This window comes from Aquamicrobium aerolatum DSM 21857, assembly GCF_900113935.1.
GTDB lineage: Bacteria > Pseudomonadota > Alphaproteobacteria > Rhizobiales > Rhizobiaceae > Aerobium > Aerobium aerolatum.
In genome coordinates, this window is the sequence record NZ_FORF01000014.1 from 1 (window position 1) to 12,219 (window position 12,219).

At 57.3% G+C, this 12,219-nt stretch carries 14 protein-coding genes and 1 pseudogene; 3 read left to right on the forward strand and 12 right to left on the reverse strand.

Features of this window, described 5'->3' with window-relative positions; genetic code table 11:
- A partial coding sequence (locus tag BMZ42_RS12360; RefSeq protein ID WP_139207918.1) for a hypothetical protein occupies positions 1-507 on the reverse strand: 507 nt, incomplete at its 3' end.
- Positions 504-659, reverse strand: a complete 156-nt coding sequence (locus tag BMZ42_RS17780) for a plasmid mobilization protein (protein ID WP_139207920.1) — start codon at positions 657-659, stop codon at positions 504-506. The genes BMZ42_RS12360 and BMZ42_RS17780, both read right to left, overlap by 4 nt.
- 202 nt (positions 660-861) lie before the next feature.
- On the opposite strand from BMZ42_RS17780, the gene BMZ42_RS12365 reads away from it, so the two are divergent.
- Complete coding sequence (locus tag BMZ42_RS12365) at positions 862-1,227, forward strand: hypothetical protein (RefSeq protein ID WP_091522835.1); 366 nt, start codon at positions 862-864, stop codon at positions 1,225-1,227.
- 11 nt (positions 1,228-1,238) lie between these two features.
- On the forward strand, positions 1,239-1,625 hold the full coding sequence (locus BMZ42_RS12370) for a hypothetical protein (protein WP_091522838.1): 387 nt from the start codon (positions 1,239-1,241) through the stop codon (positions 1,623-1,625).
- A gap of 12 nt (positions 1,626-1,637) precedes the next feature.
- On the opposite strand, the gene BMZ42_RS12375 is transcribed toward BMZ42_RS12370, so the two are convergent.
- From BMZ42_RS12375 to BMZ42_RS12415, 10 genes and pseudogenes are all read right to left on the reverse strand, one after another.
- Entirely contained in the window at positions 1,638-2,627 is a 990-nt protein-coding gene (locus tag BMZ42_RS12375) for a helix-turn-helix domain-containing protein (protein WP_091522841.1), read from the reverse strand.
- Positions 2,624-3,319: a DUF7146 domain-containing protein gene (locus tag BMZ42_RS12380; protein ID WP_244523248.1), complete on the reverse strand. Its 696-nt coding sequence runs from the start codon at positions 3,317-3,319 to the stop codon at positions 2,624-2,626. The genes BMZ42_RS12375 and BMZ42_RS12380 overlap by 4 nt, the downstream gene beginning before the upstream one ends.
- A 75-nt stretch (positions 3,320-3,394) precedes the next feature.
- Positions 3,395-3,580: pseudogene (locus BMZ42_RS18480) on the reverse strand (primase-helicase zinc-binding domain-containing protein); the annotation flags it as partial.
- On the reverse strand, positions 3,570-5,057 hold the full coding sequence (locus tag BMZ42_RS12385) for a DEAD/DEAH box helicase (protein ID WP_091522846.1): 1,488 nt from the start codon (positions 5,055-5,057) through the stop codon (positions 3,570-3,572). The gene BMZ42_RS12385 and the pseudogene BMZ42_RS18480, both read right to left, overlap by 11 nt.
- Positions 5,054-5,548, reverse strand: a complete 495-nt coding sequence (locus tag BMZ42_RS12390) for a YdaU family protein (protein WP_091522849.1) — start codon at positions 5,546-5,548, stop codon at positions 5,054-5,056. The genes BMZ42_RS12385 and BMZ42_RS12390 overlap by 4 nt, the downstream gene beginning before the upstream one ends.
- A complete protein-coding gene (locus BMZ42_RS12395) occupies positions 5,545-6,354 on the reverse strand; it encodes a ParB/RepB/Spo0J family partition protein (protein WP_091522851.1) in 810 nt (269 codons plus the stop codon). Before BMZ42_RS12395 ends, BMZ42_RS12390 begins: the two co-directional genes overlap by 4 nt.
- Positions 6,354-6,557 (reverse strand): hypothetical protein, encoded by a 204-nt coding sequence (locus BMZ42_RS12400; protein ID WP_091522853.1) that lies wholly within the window; start codon positions 6,555-6,557, stop codon positions 6,354-6,356. Before BMZ42_RS12400 ends, BMZ42_RS12395 begins: the two co-directional genes overlap by 1 nt.
- Position 6,558: 1 nt before the next feature.
- Positions 6,559-6,744, reverse strand: a complete 186-nt coding sequence (locus BMZ42_RS12405; RefSeq protein WP_091522855.1) for a helix-turn-helix transcriptional regulator — start codon at positions 6,742-6,744, stop codon at positions 6,559-6,561.
- A 135-nt stretch (positions 6,745-6,879) separates the two neighbouring features.
- Positions 6,880-7,908 carry a hypothetical protein gene (locus BMZ42_RS12410; RefSeq protein WP_139207921.1) on the reverse strand — a complete coding sequence of 343 codons (1,029 nt, stop codon included), beginning with the start codon at positions 7,906-7,908 and terminating at the stop codon, positions 6,880-6,882.
- A 201-nt stretch (positions 7,909-8,109) separates the two neighbouring features.
- Positions 8,110-9,450, reverse strand: coding sequence for a tyrosine-type recombinase/integrase (locus tag BMZ42_RS12415; RefSeq protein WP_091522859.1), 1,341 nt, complete (start codon positions 9,448-9,450; stop codon positions 8,110-8,112).
- Positions 9,451-10,132: 682 nt separating this feature from the next.
- Between BMZ42_RS12415 and BMZ42_RS12420 the strand changes: the two genes are divergently transcribed.
- Complete coding sequence (locus BMZ42_RS12420) at positions 10,133-11,848, forward strand: FG-GAP-like repeat-containing protein (RefSeq protein WP_091522862.1); 1,716 nt, start codon at positions 10,133-10,135, stop codon at positions 11,846-11,848.
- Positions 11,849-12,219: the final 371 nt, after the last annotated feature.

The window sequence follows — 12,219 nt, forward strand, 5'->3', positions numbered from 1 at the left end:
GGTCGCCGTATAGCCATCCCCTCCGTTCATGATGCGAAATGCATTGTTGTTTGCTTCGCGGGTGCGGGCTGCGTTGCGCTCGCTTGCCGCCTGCTCAAGGCGCAACTTGCCGACCGTGACATTCGGAGCAAGCGTTCGCATTTCATTTTCAGGAATGCCAAGGGAGGTGCCGTAGGAGATCAGGGCGTCGAGTTCCGCCTTTTCCTTCTGACGTTCGCGTTCCTGCTCTTTCAGGGCCTCATCGTACTTATGCTGATCAAAGCGCTGGGTCTGCAGACCGCTCAGAATATCGGGCATATTCATCAACGGCGCGTTGCGGGGGCTCGACATGAGAGACAGCCCCACTGCGCGGATAACGTCGCTACCATTCGAGGAGTTGGCAAAGTTGGCGATGCCGCGACCAAGGCCGCCGAGGGCGCCAAATGAGCTTTGCTGCTGAGGTGCTGGTGGGAAGTAGCTGGTGCGATCGGGGATGCCAGCAGCACCCATCATCGGAAGATCGATCATGCGGCCACCTTGCGAGCTGCTTTCTCAGCCGTCACTCGAAGGAAATCTGAAAGAGTCATGCCACATTTGTGGGCTGCCTCGAAAAGCGCGCGCTTCTCTTCCTGAGAAACACGAGCGCGGATGAGTTCGTCTTTAGTTTTGCGGGCCGCCATTCCGGCTCTCCTGCTTCGTTTCAGTAGCCACAGGATACTACGAAGCGATTAAGCAGAAAAGACAAATAACATATTAAAAACAAACAGTTATACTGTATCTGATTGTGTCTGTATGTATCCGGTACGGTCCGGCAGTGTCCGCTCTCGTTGCTGGACGGAGAATTAACGACCCGCTAGAATTCCGGTTTCATGGAGGGAAATCATGAAGGCCTTACTTTTGATTGCCGCGATCTTTGGTGCGTCCGTTCCTGCCTCGGCTCAACAGATGCTTGATAGCTACACAGCCCGCTTGAGCACTGCTGATCACTTCAATTCCAACGGCGCACGCCTCACTAGCGCTGCTGCAGTCATTCGTCAGGACCGGGCGAACTTCTACGTCTTTGGCTCCAGCGACGTTGAGGATGAGGCGGATTCATTTTTTCACGACAAGGCCAATCGAGCCAAGCTTGAAAGAATGCTCAACCGAGGCACTTTTTCGCCATCCGCTAAGCGTGCAATCCTAAATGGCACGCCGCTGATCCACGTCGAGATTTATCGAGATTTCATCAACGTCTATGTGAACAACTAGGGGCAAAGCACATGCTTGGGGATGGCTGGATACCAAGATGTCTCACGGTCGCGCTGGCGCTTTGCGCGACGCCTGCATTCGCCATCTGCCAGTCGGCTGATGCGCCGATCAGTGGGCGCCTGGTGCAAATCGAGGCTCGCCATCCTACAGGAGAGCCAATCAAGGGCTGGGCTCTCCTTGCCAGCGATGTCTGCATTTCAATGGAAACCATGGATGGTGAAATCGCTGACATGGAGCCTCGAATAGTTCACTTGGTTTTTGCAGATGGCAAGCAGCCTCGCAATCTCTGGAAGCTAGCCGAAGACGAAGTGGCTGCACGAGGCACTCTGATGGAATCACACACCGTTTGGCATCTTGGTGAAATTTTGATGTTTGACGCAGAGATCGCGATCGACTGACTGTAAATTTCGTCAGCAGGGATTTCGATCACGGCGACGCCAGTTGTTCACGGTCTGGGGGCTGACACTGACGAGCCGTGCGATTTCGCGGTCGGATAAATTGGGGTTGCTGTCCAACATTAACAAAACATCGGCGCGCTTGTCGGCATTGGTGCGGCGCCCTGACCGGGCGGTGCTTTGCTTCTGTAGGATCTGGTGATCTGCTGAAATTCGCGCGTGCAATGCGCGCTCCTCATCGACGGACGGTGCAAGCTCGCGATCGATCCGGATATTCCACCACGCCATGCGCGCGGCCATGTCCACCCATGAGGCGACCGGCTGGTGATTCAACCTCGCCTCCAAAATTACAATGCGGCCCTGAACCTCAAGGTAGTGAATCCATTCGGTATGGAACAGTTCGCGCAGGTTCTGCAGGTCACGCCAAACTATCCACTCGGCAAGGATGCTGTCCAAGTTAGGTGGCATGGGATAGGCGGACTCGACAGCCTCAACGAAAGCCGGCGTCATGTCGCTCAACTTCCACAGGTAGCCACCAGCCCCGCATCCGTCGATTCGTATCATGTATGGATAGGAGGTGCCGTCTTGCGCGTTCCATTCAGCTTGCTCGCAGTCCAGCCCTATCACCGCCGCAAACAGATTCTGCTCTCGATCTGTCCTTTGGAATATTGCCTCTTCGGACCCGTACTTTGAGAGTGCCTCACGGCGACCGCTTGCTCTGACTTGCTCTCGTTCAGCGCGCGCGGCAGCGTTCTTGGCCTTGTACCCGGGCTCCTTCTGCTCCATCCAATCATCGAAACCCTCGAAAAAGTTGACTGGTTTCGCGGATGGCTTCGCGTCCAAATTGGACACGGCTTGTTTCAGGGTCATTCCAGCTTTCGCAGCCATAACCTCCGCGCGGGCTTTCGCGGCAGCCCGCTCGCCTGCAGTTACGCCGCCAGTTACCAAGGCATAAACCTTGCGGAATTTCTCAGTGTCCAATTTGGACGCCGTGTGCACATTCATGCTGCGCGCTCCCACCGGTGGATCAGGAAGTCGTTCCAGTCAGTGCCTGCGCGCACCGGGATCTCGATTGCTACCGTCAAGCCCTTGGCTTTGAGCCGGCGACCAAGACCAAAGGCAGCTGCTTGCCCGGTGAAGCTCGCATCATGGTCGCCAAAGATCATGACGGTGCTGACCGAGGCTGGTGGCTCCCATGCCTGAAGCAGATCGGCTGTCAGTGCTGCCCATACCGGAACACCGAACAACTGGGACGCGGAAAATGCGGTTTCGATGCCTTCAGCAATTCCCAGCACATCGCCATGCGGCATCAGACGAACCGCTGCACCTGTGGGCATGGCCCCCATCATCTTGCGTGGCGACGGTAAGTCGGCCTTGTGCCCGGCCGCCGTCAGGTACGTTCGATGCAATGCGGCGCGCTCACCAGCCGCCCGCGCATCATCGCTGGGATCGACGCGAGCGATCATGGCGGGGTGCCACGTGGCGCGCTGCCCGGCGTCGGCATAGCGTTCATCGGGGACTTGGCGCAGCGTACCGGGGAAGGTTTCAAGCTTGAGGCGACGTTGCAAATACCGCCCAGCGGCATCGTCCAGCGAAATAGGCTTGGCCCGCTGCCACAAGGACGCCATTGCCTCGCGCGTCTTGCCGTCGTCTGCCCGCTGCCCCTGGCGCGTAGCCTGAACCGGAGCGGCGTCCATATGCTTCTCGATCTCCAACGCGGCGCCTCGAAAGTCAGTCCGCAAGAAGTGTTGAACGAACTGCACGCCGTTCCCAGCACCACACTGAGAGCAAATCCACGAGCCACTTCCCGCCTTGTCATCAAAGCGAAATCGATCTTTGCCACCGCACATCGGACAAGGGCCATGCCTGTTTCGCAGGGCTTTCGCCGGCACGCCAACGGCGGCAAGGATGCCGTGCCAGCGACCGCGCGCCCTTTCCCAAATTGGCTCACGCTGCATGGGCGGCCTCCTGCTTCTTGTTCCGTTTCGCCCATGCGATCTGCTTGGATTTTACCCAGTTCAAAAATACTGCGTCAGGTTCGATCGCACGGTCGATCATGCTGCGGGGCCAGACGCCGAACCGATCCTTGAACTTGTGCGAGACATAGCCAGGCGCATAGCCGCGCTCCTGGCGAAGCCAAACCAGCATCGAGTAGAACTGCTGCTTTTCTTCGTGCGTCGCCTCCCGGTTATTCTTTCGCTTGCCTTTCAGCGCGATCAGCTCACCCTGCAGTTCTTCGATCTGCGACTGGCGTTCGGGTTCGAAACCGCACGACGGGCATTTGCGGACGCCTGCGGGCTTCAGACGCGAGCACGCTGAGCATTCTTTCGGCAAAGGAGCATCGCGCTCCTTGGTGGTGGCCTTGCTCTTATTCCGCGCACCTGTGTCGAGATGATCGTGATGTATGTCGTCTACGAAACCGAGGCGAAGCGTCGTGTCGCTGTGGTCCAAGATGAGGCAGTCGGCCTTGCCGGGAGCCGTGCGCAAGCCGCGCCCGATGATCTGGGTGAACAGGGTTTCGGATTTCGTCGGTCGGGCAAGGATGATGCAGCGCACGTCCCAATCGACACCGGTGGTCAGCGTGAAGACGTTGCACACGACCTTGATCTGACCATGCTTCAGCCGCTCACCAATCTGAACGCGCTCTTCTGGCGGCGTATCCATGTCGACGTAGCCGGTAGGCACGCCAGCCGCTTCGAACTGATCGGCAAGCTTGCGAGCATGAGCACGATCGACGGCAAAGCACAGCGTGGGGCGATCCTCTCCAAGCCGCAACCAAGTTGCAACCGTGTCTGCGATCAGGACCGGCTGGCTCATCGCTTCAGACAACTGACCCTCGTGATAGTCTCCAGCTACGTCGCGTACATTCGTCAGATCAGGATGCGCGGGTGCGAAGACCTTGAACGGCGACAGGAAGCCTTGAGAGATGAGCGCCTTGGTTGTCGTCGGAATCAACAGGTCGTCGTAGTGCTTGCCCAGACCCTTGGTCCACGGAGTGGCGGATAGACCGACGAACGGGACATTCTGCCATTCGGGCATTTTCATCCACGTGCCGTAGAAATCGAACCACCGGTGCGCTTCATCAACGAGGACGATGCCAGCACGAGGAAGCTTGCGGCGCATCAACGTCTGGATACTTGCCACCTGCACCGGCTGGGTAGCATCTGTCGCCGGATGGTAACCCTGCATGACGCCAACGCTGTGGATGCCTTGTTCTGCAAATCGCTCGACAGTCTGATCGACCAAGGAGAGGAACGGGACCGTGAACAGCACCGGATTGCCCTTGCGCAATGCGCCTTCGACTATGGCAGAACCGATCACGGTCTTGCCGCTGCCGGTGGGGCTCTGGATCATTGGGCGCTTGTGGCCGGTTGCCAGCGAATGACGCAGCAGGTCCAGAGCGCGTTCCTGATGGTCAAGGAGGGTGAACTTCATAGCTCGTCCTCCCCACCGATCACGCCGCCGTTGACAGCAGCGAGCCTGACCGCAGCCCCTCCCAGAGCCATACCCCGAGAGGTATTTTGCTCCCCTTGGATAGTATCTTCACGTAGTGAATGTGGTTGTGGTTGTGGTTGCGATCCCAATGCGATCGCATTGCGACGGTCAGCCCACCGCTTTGCGTTGCCCTTCTGGCCCGCGCGGGAACGCTTTTCATAGGCTGCAACAGCCTTTTGCATCTCCCTGTCGATGCGGCGGTGATGCCAGCCATCGCCAAAGAAAGCGCGGATAATCGGGCGGTTGCGTCGCCATTCAGTGAGAGTCATGCAAGCGATGCGCGCCAACTGCTCGTCGTCGTCCGGGACTGCTCCCTGCTGCCAATAGTGCATGATGAGGAGCAGATATGCTCCGTGCTGCGCGGCGCTCAGATGGGTCGTGTCCGCGCGATAATCGCCTACGTAGAGAGGCATCCAGGCCATCGAACTCATTGGTCTAAAGCCTCCATGATCTCGCTCATCCGGTTCGCAAGGCCCGATGCGCGCTGACCGAGAACGGAACGCTGGCGGCCGGCGGCTTGGAGTAAGTCCGGGATCGGAATGGCCTCGATCTCACCGACCAACGCCACAAACCGCTCGAAAGCTTTCGACGGGACGGGCTGCGGCGAAACCGTATTCGCTGGTGCGAAGCGAGCAACGATGCCACCCGCCTTGTGCTGCTGGAGCGCCTGAACCTGAGCGGCTGCATTCGGCTGCTTGGCCGCGTTCAGCAGCGCAGAGCGGTTGTTGTCGAGACCAATATTACGGGCGGCTTCCTTCGCTTCTTCCGAGAGGCTGGCGACTTGGACCGCTCGGTGCGCGTCAGTGCTCTCAATCCCCAGATCGCGGGCTGCAGCACGAGTACCGCTCTCCGGTCGTCCGCCGTTAGGTTTTGTTGCACCTTGCAACGAAACCCTCTTGGCGTTCAGTTCTACCCACTTCGATATCTGCTCATCACGCTCAAGCGCAGTGAGTTCGGCGCGGTGCAGGTTCTCCGCGATCATGGCCATTTCGGCGGCAATGTCGTCGTCGGTCGTGACAATGCAGGGAACTTCACGCCACCCAAGCGAGTCGACTGCCTGAAGACGATGCGAGCCGGCAACGACTTCGTAGCCATCGCCAACCATCCGGACGCGGATCGGATTGATGAGACCGATCTTGTCAATGGAGCTAGCAAGCTCAGCCAATGCACCGTCGCTGCGTGGGCGAGCATCCTGGCGGTGATGAATGCTTTCAATCGGAAGGGGCTGGATCTGCATCAGGCGAGCCCTCCGATGTGGGCAAGCCTGCAAATCTCGCGCGCGGTCGCGATATGCAGACGGTGACGCGCCGCAACAAGGCGAGCGGCGAAATCAAAGCTGGAAATGTCGATCTGATTGAGGTAGTTTTCCGCTGCTACAGCTTTTTGAACTACCTCGCCGCTCCCGATGCCAGTCGGGGCGGCGTATTTGTTTACAGCCATGTTACGCCTCCTTTCGCTGTGCGGTCGGGAGGCTTTCGATGTACTGGCGAAGATCTTCAGCAAGGATGATGGTGCGTCGGCCCGCTTTGCGAACAGTGAGCTTGCCAGCTTTCATGGCTTCGTAGAGATGCGAGCGGGTGAGGCCGCTTGCTGCTACGGCCTGCTTTACGTTCAGTGAGAAAGTCATTTTCACCTCGTCGTGTGGCGGCGTCCGGTTGCCGCTGGTTGAACGAGGTGGAGGGTGGATTACTGAAGTTGGCGCGTCATTTGGCAACAACGGCAATGCCGAACTTGCCCAAGATGCCTAACTTGCCACTGCTAATTACCCCTTTCTGCCCGCCGCACGTAGGATTGTCTCCCGGCTTGGCGCGTCCGTGCCTATTTTGTCCGCAACCACTTTAGTTAGATGGCCGTCTCTCATTTCTGTTCTGTCCGGGACTCCGTTGGGGAAGAGAGCTTCTATGGCTTTTGTCGCGCGAGTCCGCTGTGGAGCTTGCCGTATGGGCTTTGGGGCCATTGGCACCTCAACCTCCATAATGGAGGTGGTTTGAAGAACTGGCTGCACACGCAACTTATCTTCTGTGGGTGAGATACGATCGGAGGGTTGTCGCCACACGTGATTGGTGACCTGATTCCGCTCAATCCGAAGGTCACAATACGAAGCATCGCGCGGACGCCCAGAGCCGTCTCTCTCCTGCCCAAAGGCGCGGTATTCAAGGCCGGCCTCACGGTCGTCAAAGAAAAGCTGCAGATCGGCCCATTCGAGCTTATCAATCTCTCGCCGTCTGCCGGAAGCCGGCCGGCCTGTCGCGGCAATGGCCCCAGTTGCAAGCGCGCCAAGAAGCGCGTGCCGAGCGGCTATCACTTCAGCCGGCGTCCCATCGCCGTAACTGAGAAGCAAAACCTCAAGGGGCGTCGAGCAAATCTCCCGCATTTTACCGGGCGAACGATAGGCGATCCACACCATTGCCATGCCGATTGACCACAGCGGCATCTGCATGGGGTCTTCGTCAATCAGTATCCCGTCAAATCTGGTTGGTTGGATGCGTGGTGCCGCATCTTCGATAAAAAGCCACTGTCGCGTACCGATTAATCTATTCAGCGGGCGGAAATCCTCGGCGAGGATGGCTTCGGCGGCGACCTCAATTTTTCCCGCCACAATAGCATCACGGAATGCATTGGTAGTCATGGCGTCACGGGTAAGATGGAACATCTGTCCCGTGATTGGCAGTTGGATCGTCGCCCAACACTGGCCGCTCTCACACATTTGCTGAAGGTTTTCGACTACAGCGTTAAGGTTTGCATTATCAAAGATGTGCACTTCATCCTGTGGCCATTCTTCGCCAAACATTTGCCTTCCGAGGGAATGAAGCGCGCGAAAAACGAAAGTGTATTGAGGGGTGTCGCGCGGCCATTGCGCGCGATTGTTCCGCTCGTCTTGCTCATTCCCTCTCTCCATCGCTACACCTCGCGCGATGCACCTTGAGGACCGCAGGGAAGCTGAGAGGCGCACCCCAGCTTGTCGAGCCGTCGCCCTATCCCTGCGGATCGGTTACCGACGCATCGGCACAACGTTGTCGGCTTGCGGGGCCACAAGAGGAATGACCGCGGCCGCCGCTAAGTCATCGAGGGCATCAATAATTGCGCTCGCGTAGTGCCGCTCAATGATGGCAGCGGACGTATCATGGGACTTTGCCACCAACTGGACCGGTAGACCGCGCCGAAGCTGACGCACGATGCTGGAGTGGCGGAATGCATAGGGCACAATGTCCTTGGACATTCCTGCCTTGGTCAGGATTGCGGCCCAGGGGCGCCCGAGCTCAGAGGCATTCACCCACGCCTCGCGTGATGAGCGCTCCCATTTGGGGCGCCGAGATCCATCCGAGTCGGGTACTTGTGTGTGGCGCCATCGACGCAACAGCGGTTCCGATGGCTTGCGACCAATCAATTCAGGCCGCAGCGCCTCAATCACGTCCTCGCCCACACGAACCGCCGTGTGAGAGACCTTCTTCGTGCCACGTCCCTTCCGGCTGGTTGGCACCATGAGGCGACACTGGTCTGGCTGAACGTCGCCAACGGCGAGGCGGCGCACTTGCGAAAATCGTGCTCCGGTCGCAGCCAGCACAAGGATCATGCGCAGAAGGTCGCCATCCCATTGGCTTTCGGCATCAACGATGCGCGCGGCCTCGATGATTTTGCGAATATCGTCGTCAGGCAGGGCCTGCTTGTCGCGGGATACAGGAGCGGAATCCTCTCCGGCGGCGAGCCCGAACTTGATCGTTCCTGGGAGGCCCGGAGGCATCCGCTCACGCTCACTGTCTGCTGCGGCATTAAGTGCGGCTTTGAAATCGTTTGATATCCGTCGCAAAGACGAGGCCGCAAGACTGTCTGGCCACTGCCTTGTCCATCGGCGTAGATGATCAACAGTCAGGTCATGCAAATTGACCGCGCACAACTCTTCATCGCAGATGACGTGGCGAGTGAGTCGGCGGCGAGCGTCGCTCTTGCCTGTCCCTCCCTGTGAGAGGTGGCGAGCGTCGCGAGAAGCCATATAGCTTTCGACTACAGATCCCACAGTCGGGATTTCCCCCGTGGCGGCGATTGCGGCTTCTGCGCGCTTACGAACAACAATATCAACTGCGGCATTCTTTGCCTGCGTGAAGGAAAAGACGTTCAGTCCGTCGGCCTGGGCCTCATCATCCGCGCTGCCGATCGTTTCGCGCTCATATCGTTGCTGTCCCAGATACCAACGAACAAGCCACCGGCCGGCGCGTGTGCCTTTGCGATATCCCAGATGAATATCTGCATCGATTGCCCGCCAATGCACGCCCGCCTTAAGTTTCAGGCGGGCGTTCGCAGTGGTCAGCGGCGCTTCTTTCAGTGTGCGGCTCATGAATCCCCAGAAACCGTCAAATATTCCGTCAAATAAGCAGTCGTGGATACAGCCGGATAGTGCGGGACAGATGAGAAATTATCAAGAACGAATAATAAACGTAACGGGACAATTGGGGATAATCACGCTCTAAGCTGCCGTCCCTCTCACGGCGCAAACAGGGGTTCGATTCCCCTTGGGCGTACCAGCTATTTCAATATCTTAGATGTTTGTCGCTCTTGCGTTTTTGGATGGCGTTCCAATGACGAGCACTGCGTGTTTCTGCGGGACAAGGCTATTCGACGAATTTTGCTGCGAAATACTCGCTCCCGCCGCGAAAACGGCTCATGGGTGCTTGCCAAGACACAGGCCCAATTTGGGCTGACGCAAGCCGGGGCCATAAGACCGCATTCCGGGCTTCAGCGCGGATATGGCTGTGCAAAGTGTGCTCCGCTGCCTGAATAATAAGAGTTCCTAGAGCGGGTCGCGATCTTTCGGGTCCGCTTCATGCGCGTCAAGTTTCTACATTGACGTATCTCTTTATCCTGAAGCCGGTGCCCACTTTCGGCAGATGTGCGCGAAGCATCAAAAGATAAAACAAAGAATTCGCAAAGATCAATGAGGAATAAGATGTAGACTCCCAATCAGTCTGGAAGATATGCTGGAGGGCAGTTGCAATATTCATTGATTGGCAGGTGGGGCAATGGCGGCGAAGCTCGAAATCGTATGGACAGACATTGTCGATGCCGCGAACAGTAGCGATAATTTGCGCCAGTTTCTGATTTACGATCTCAACCAGGATGGCCTGGAGGATATACTCTCGTTCGGGGTTGTATTTCCTCCTGAGCCGATAGGAACTGCGCCGCTGCGTGTGTATCAACAGAATGCCAACGGGACATTCACTGCAGTAAATCCGATGGCGGACGGCAGCGATCTGCTAATGACTAATCCACGTGATTTCATTGTCGCAGACTTCAATGGCGATGGAATCGAAGACATCTTCGTTGTTGCGCATGGCTACGATACGAATCCGTTTCCAGGGGAGCAGAACCGCCTTCTTCTAGGAGTTGGCAACGGCAAATTGATGGATGCCACCAATCGCCTGCCTGCGCTCGACGATTTTTCGCATGGGGTCGCGGCAGCTGACATTGACGGTGATGGCGATATCGACATCTACGTGGCCAATCTCTACGGCCAGCACGCTCTTGGTCCATATTTGCTCATCAACGACGGGAACGGCAATTTTACCCGCGATACCGCACGACTGCCGGTATCGGTGGTGGATGGGATTGCGCGCAACGAAAAATATATGATGGCCGAGTTTGCTGACCTGAATAATGATGGCATTCCGGACCTTATTCTGGGCGGAGATGGAATTAGCAGCCGCGTCTATTGGGGAGCTCCTGGTGGTCAATATACAGACCACAACGTCACCCATCTGCCTTTCACGACCAGCGCGATCAATACGCCGCATCAGTTCATCATTCATGACTTCGACAATGACGGACAGCTGGACATTCTCAACCTTGGTGGAGTTGGCCTGAACGCGCCAGGCGCGCTGCAAATGCTGATCAATGACGGCGGATATGGATTCATCGACAAGACAGCCGAGTTTTTTCCGCAGGGTTTCGGCACCCAAGTTCCTTTTTACGGCGCGCGGCTGATCGACATCAATAACGATGGATGGCTGGATATCGTGCGCACCAATGACTTCATCCTGCGTGCACCGCCCAGTGAAACGCTGTTCTGGCTCAATGACGGCACCAACCGTTTCAACAGTGTAACAATGGGCCAATTGGGTCTCACCGATAATCTGATGCAGACAAGCTATGTTGGCCCTGATGGGGATATTCGCTGGCTGTCGCAGATCCGGTCTGCCGCCGAAGCGCAGGCTAATCTTGTCTACTACAAGACGACGGACGCATTCGAGACGTCATTTCCATCAGCGCCGCAAGCCTATCTGATAGGGCAACACGACGGCCTGGTAAACGTAGCGCGCTTTTACAACACGCAAACGGGTACGCATTTCTACACCGGCTTTGCAGAAGAACGAGACGGCCTGCGCGGTGGCGGCAAGGGGTTCATATTCGAAGGCAACGCATTCGATTCGAACGCGACCGCTGAAAACGGGATAGCTGTTTTCCGTTTTTACAGTTCGGACACCGGTACGCACTTCTACACCGCCAATGCGCAAGAGCGCGACCATGTCATCGCGACGCTGCCGGGGATGCACTATGAGGGCGTCGCTTATCACGCCTACGCCGAAGACGGTGCGGGACGACAGGGATTGCATCGCTTCTACAACACACAGACCGGTACACATTTCTACACCGGCAGCGAAGCCGAGCGCGACGATGTCCTGGCGACCTTGCCGCAGTTCAACTACGAAGGCGTCGCGTTCTATGTCGACTTCGCTTAGCCACTCCGTGAGCCGAGGGATTTGGCACTCTTGGCTGTCGTAAAATCACGCCCCGACCGCTCCCTCCGCTTTCAATCGAGCAATGCTGGAAGAATTCTGACTGAAATCACCGATGCTACGGTCTACTGGCCAGCGGCTCAGGTGTTGCAGCGCTTTCTTGTAGATTGACGCGAGTTGGCGCGGGATTTGGAACCGATCAGCGTCGGGCACGTTCGACAGCTATCTCCAATGCTGGGAGGCAGCGATGTCATCGAATACTCCGCGTGATGGTAAACTCGAAATCCCGCATGCACCGCCAAGCGGCGCGGACTAAGAGCGACCGGCCGGCTCGTTTCCACCTTTTGACGATCCTGCCTTTGCTTCCGGAGCTC

Coding starts and splice junctions, on each gene's coding strand:
- BMZ42_RS12375 (WP_091522841.1), bottom strand. CDS start 2,627: ATGAATGTGCACACGGCGTCCAAATTGGACACTGAGAAATTCCGCAAG.
- BMZ42_RS12380 (WP_244523248.1), bottom strand. CDS start 3,319: ATGGACGCCGCTCCGGTTCAGGCTACGCGCCAGGGGCAGCGGGCAGAC.
- BMZ42_RS12405 (WP_091522855.1), bottom strand. CDS start 6,744: ATGACTTTCTCACTGAACGTAAAGCAGGCCGTAGCAGCAAGCGGCCTC.
- BMZ42_RS12420 (WP_091522862.1), top strand. CDS start 10,133: ATGGCGGCGAAGCTCGAAATCGTATGGACAGACATTGTCGATGCCGCG.
- BMZ42_RS12370 (WP_091522838.1), top strand. CDS start 1,239: ATGCTTGGGGATGGCTGGATACCAAGATGTCTCACGGTCGCGCTGGCG.
- BMZ42_RS12365 (WP_091522835.1), top strand. CDS start 862: ATGAAGGCCTTACTTTTGATTGCCGCGATCTTTGGTGCGTCCGTTCCT.
- BMZ42_RS12415 (WP_091522859.1), bottom strand. CDS start 9,450: ATGAGCCGCACACTGAAAGAAGCGCCGCTGACCACTGCGAACGCCCGC.
- BMZ42_RS12385 (WP_091522846.1), bottom strand. CDS start 5,057: ATGAAGTTCACCCTCCTTGACCATCAGGAACGCGCTCTGGACCTGCTG.
- BMZ42_RS12390 (WP_091522849.1), bottom strand. CDS start 5,548: ATGAGTTCGATGGCCTGGATGCCTCTCTACGTAGGCGATTATCGCGCG.
- BMZ42_RS12400 (WP_091522853.1), bottom strand. CDS start 6,557: ATGGCTGTAAACAAATACGCCGCCCCGACTGGCATCGGGAGCGGCGAG.
- BMZ42_RS17780 (WP_139207920.1), bottom strand. CDS start 659: ATGGCGGCCCGCAAAACTAAAGACGAACTCATCCGCGCTCGTGTTTCT.
- BMZ42_RS12395 (WP_091522851.1), bottom strand. CDS start 6,354: ATGCAGATCCAGCCCCTTCCGATTGAAAGCATTCATCACCGCCAGGAT.
- BMZ42_RS12410 (WP_139207921.1), bottom strand. CDS start 7,908: ATGTTTGGCGAAGAATGGCCACAGGATGAAGTGCACATCTTTGATAAT.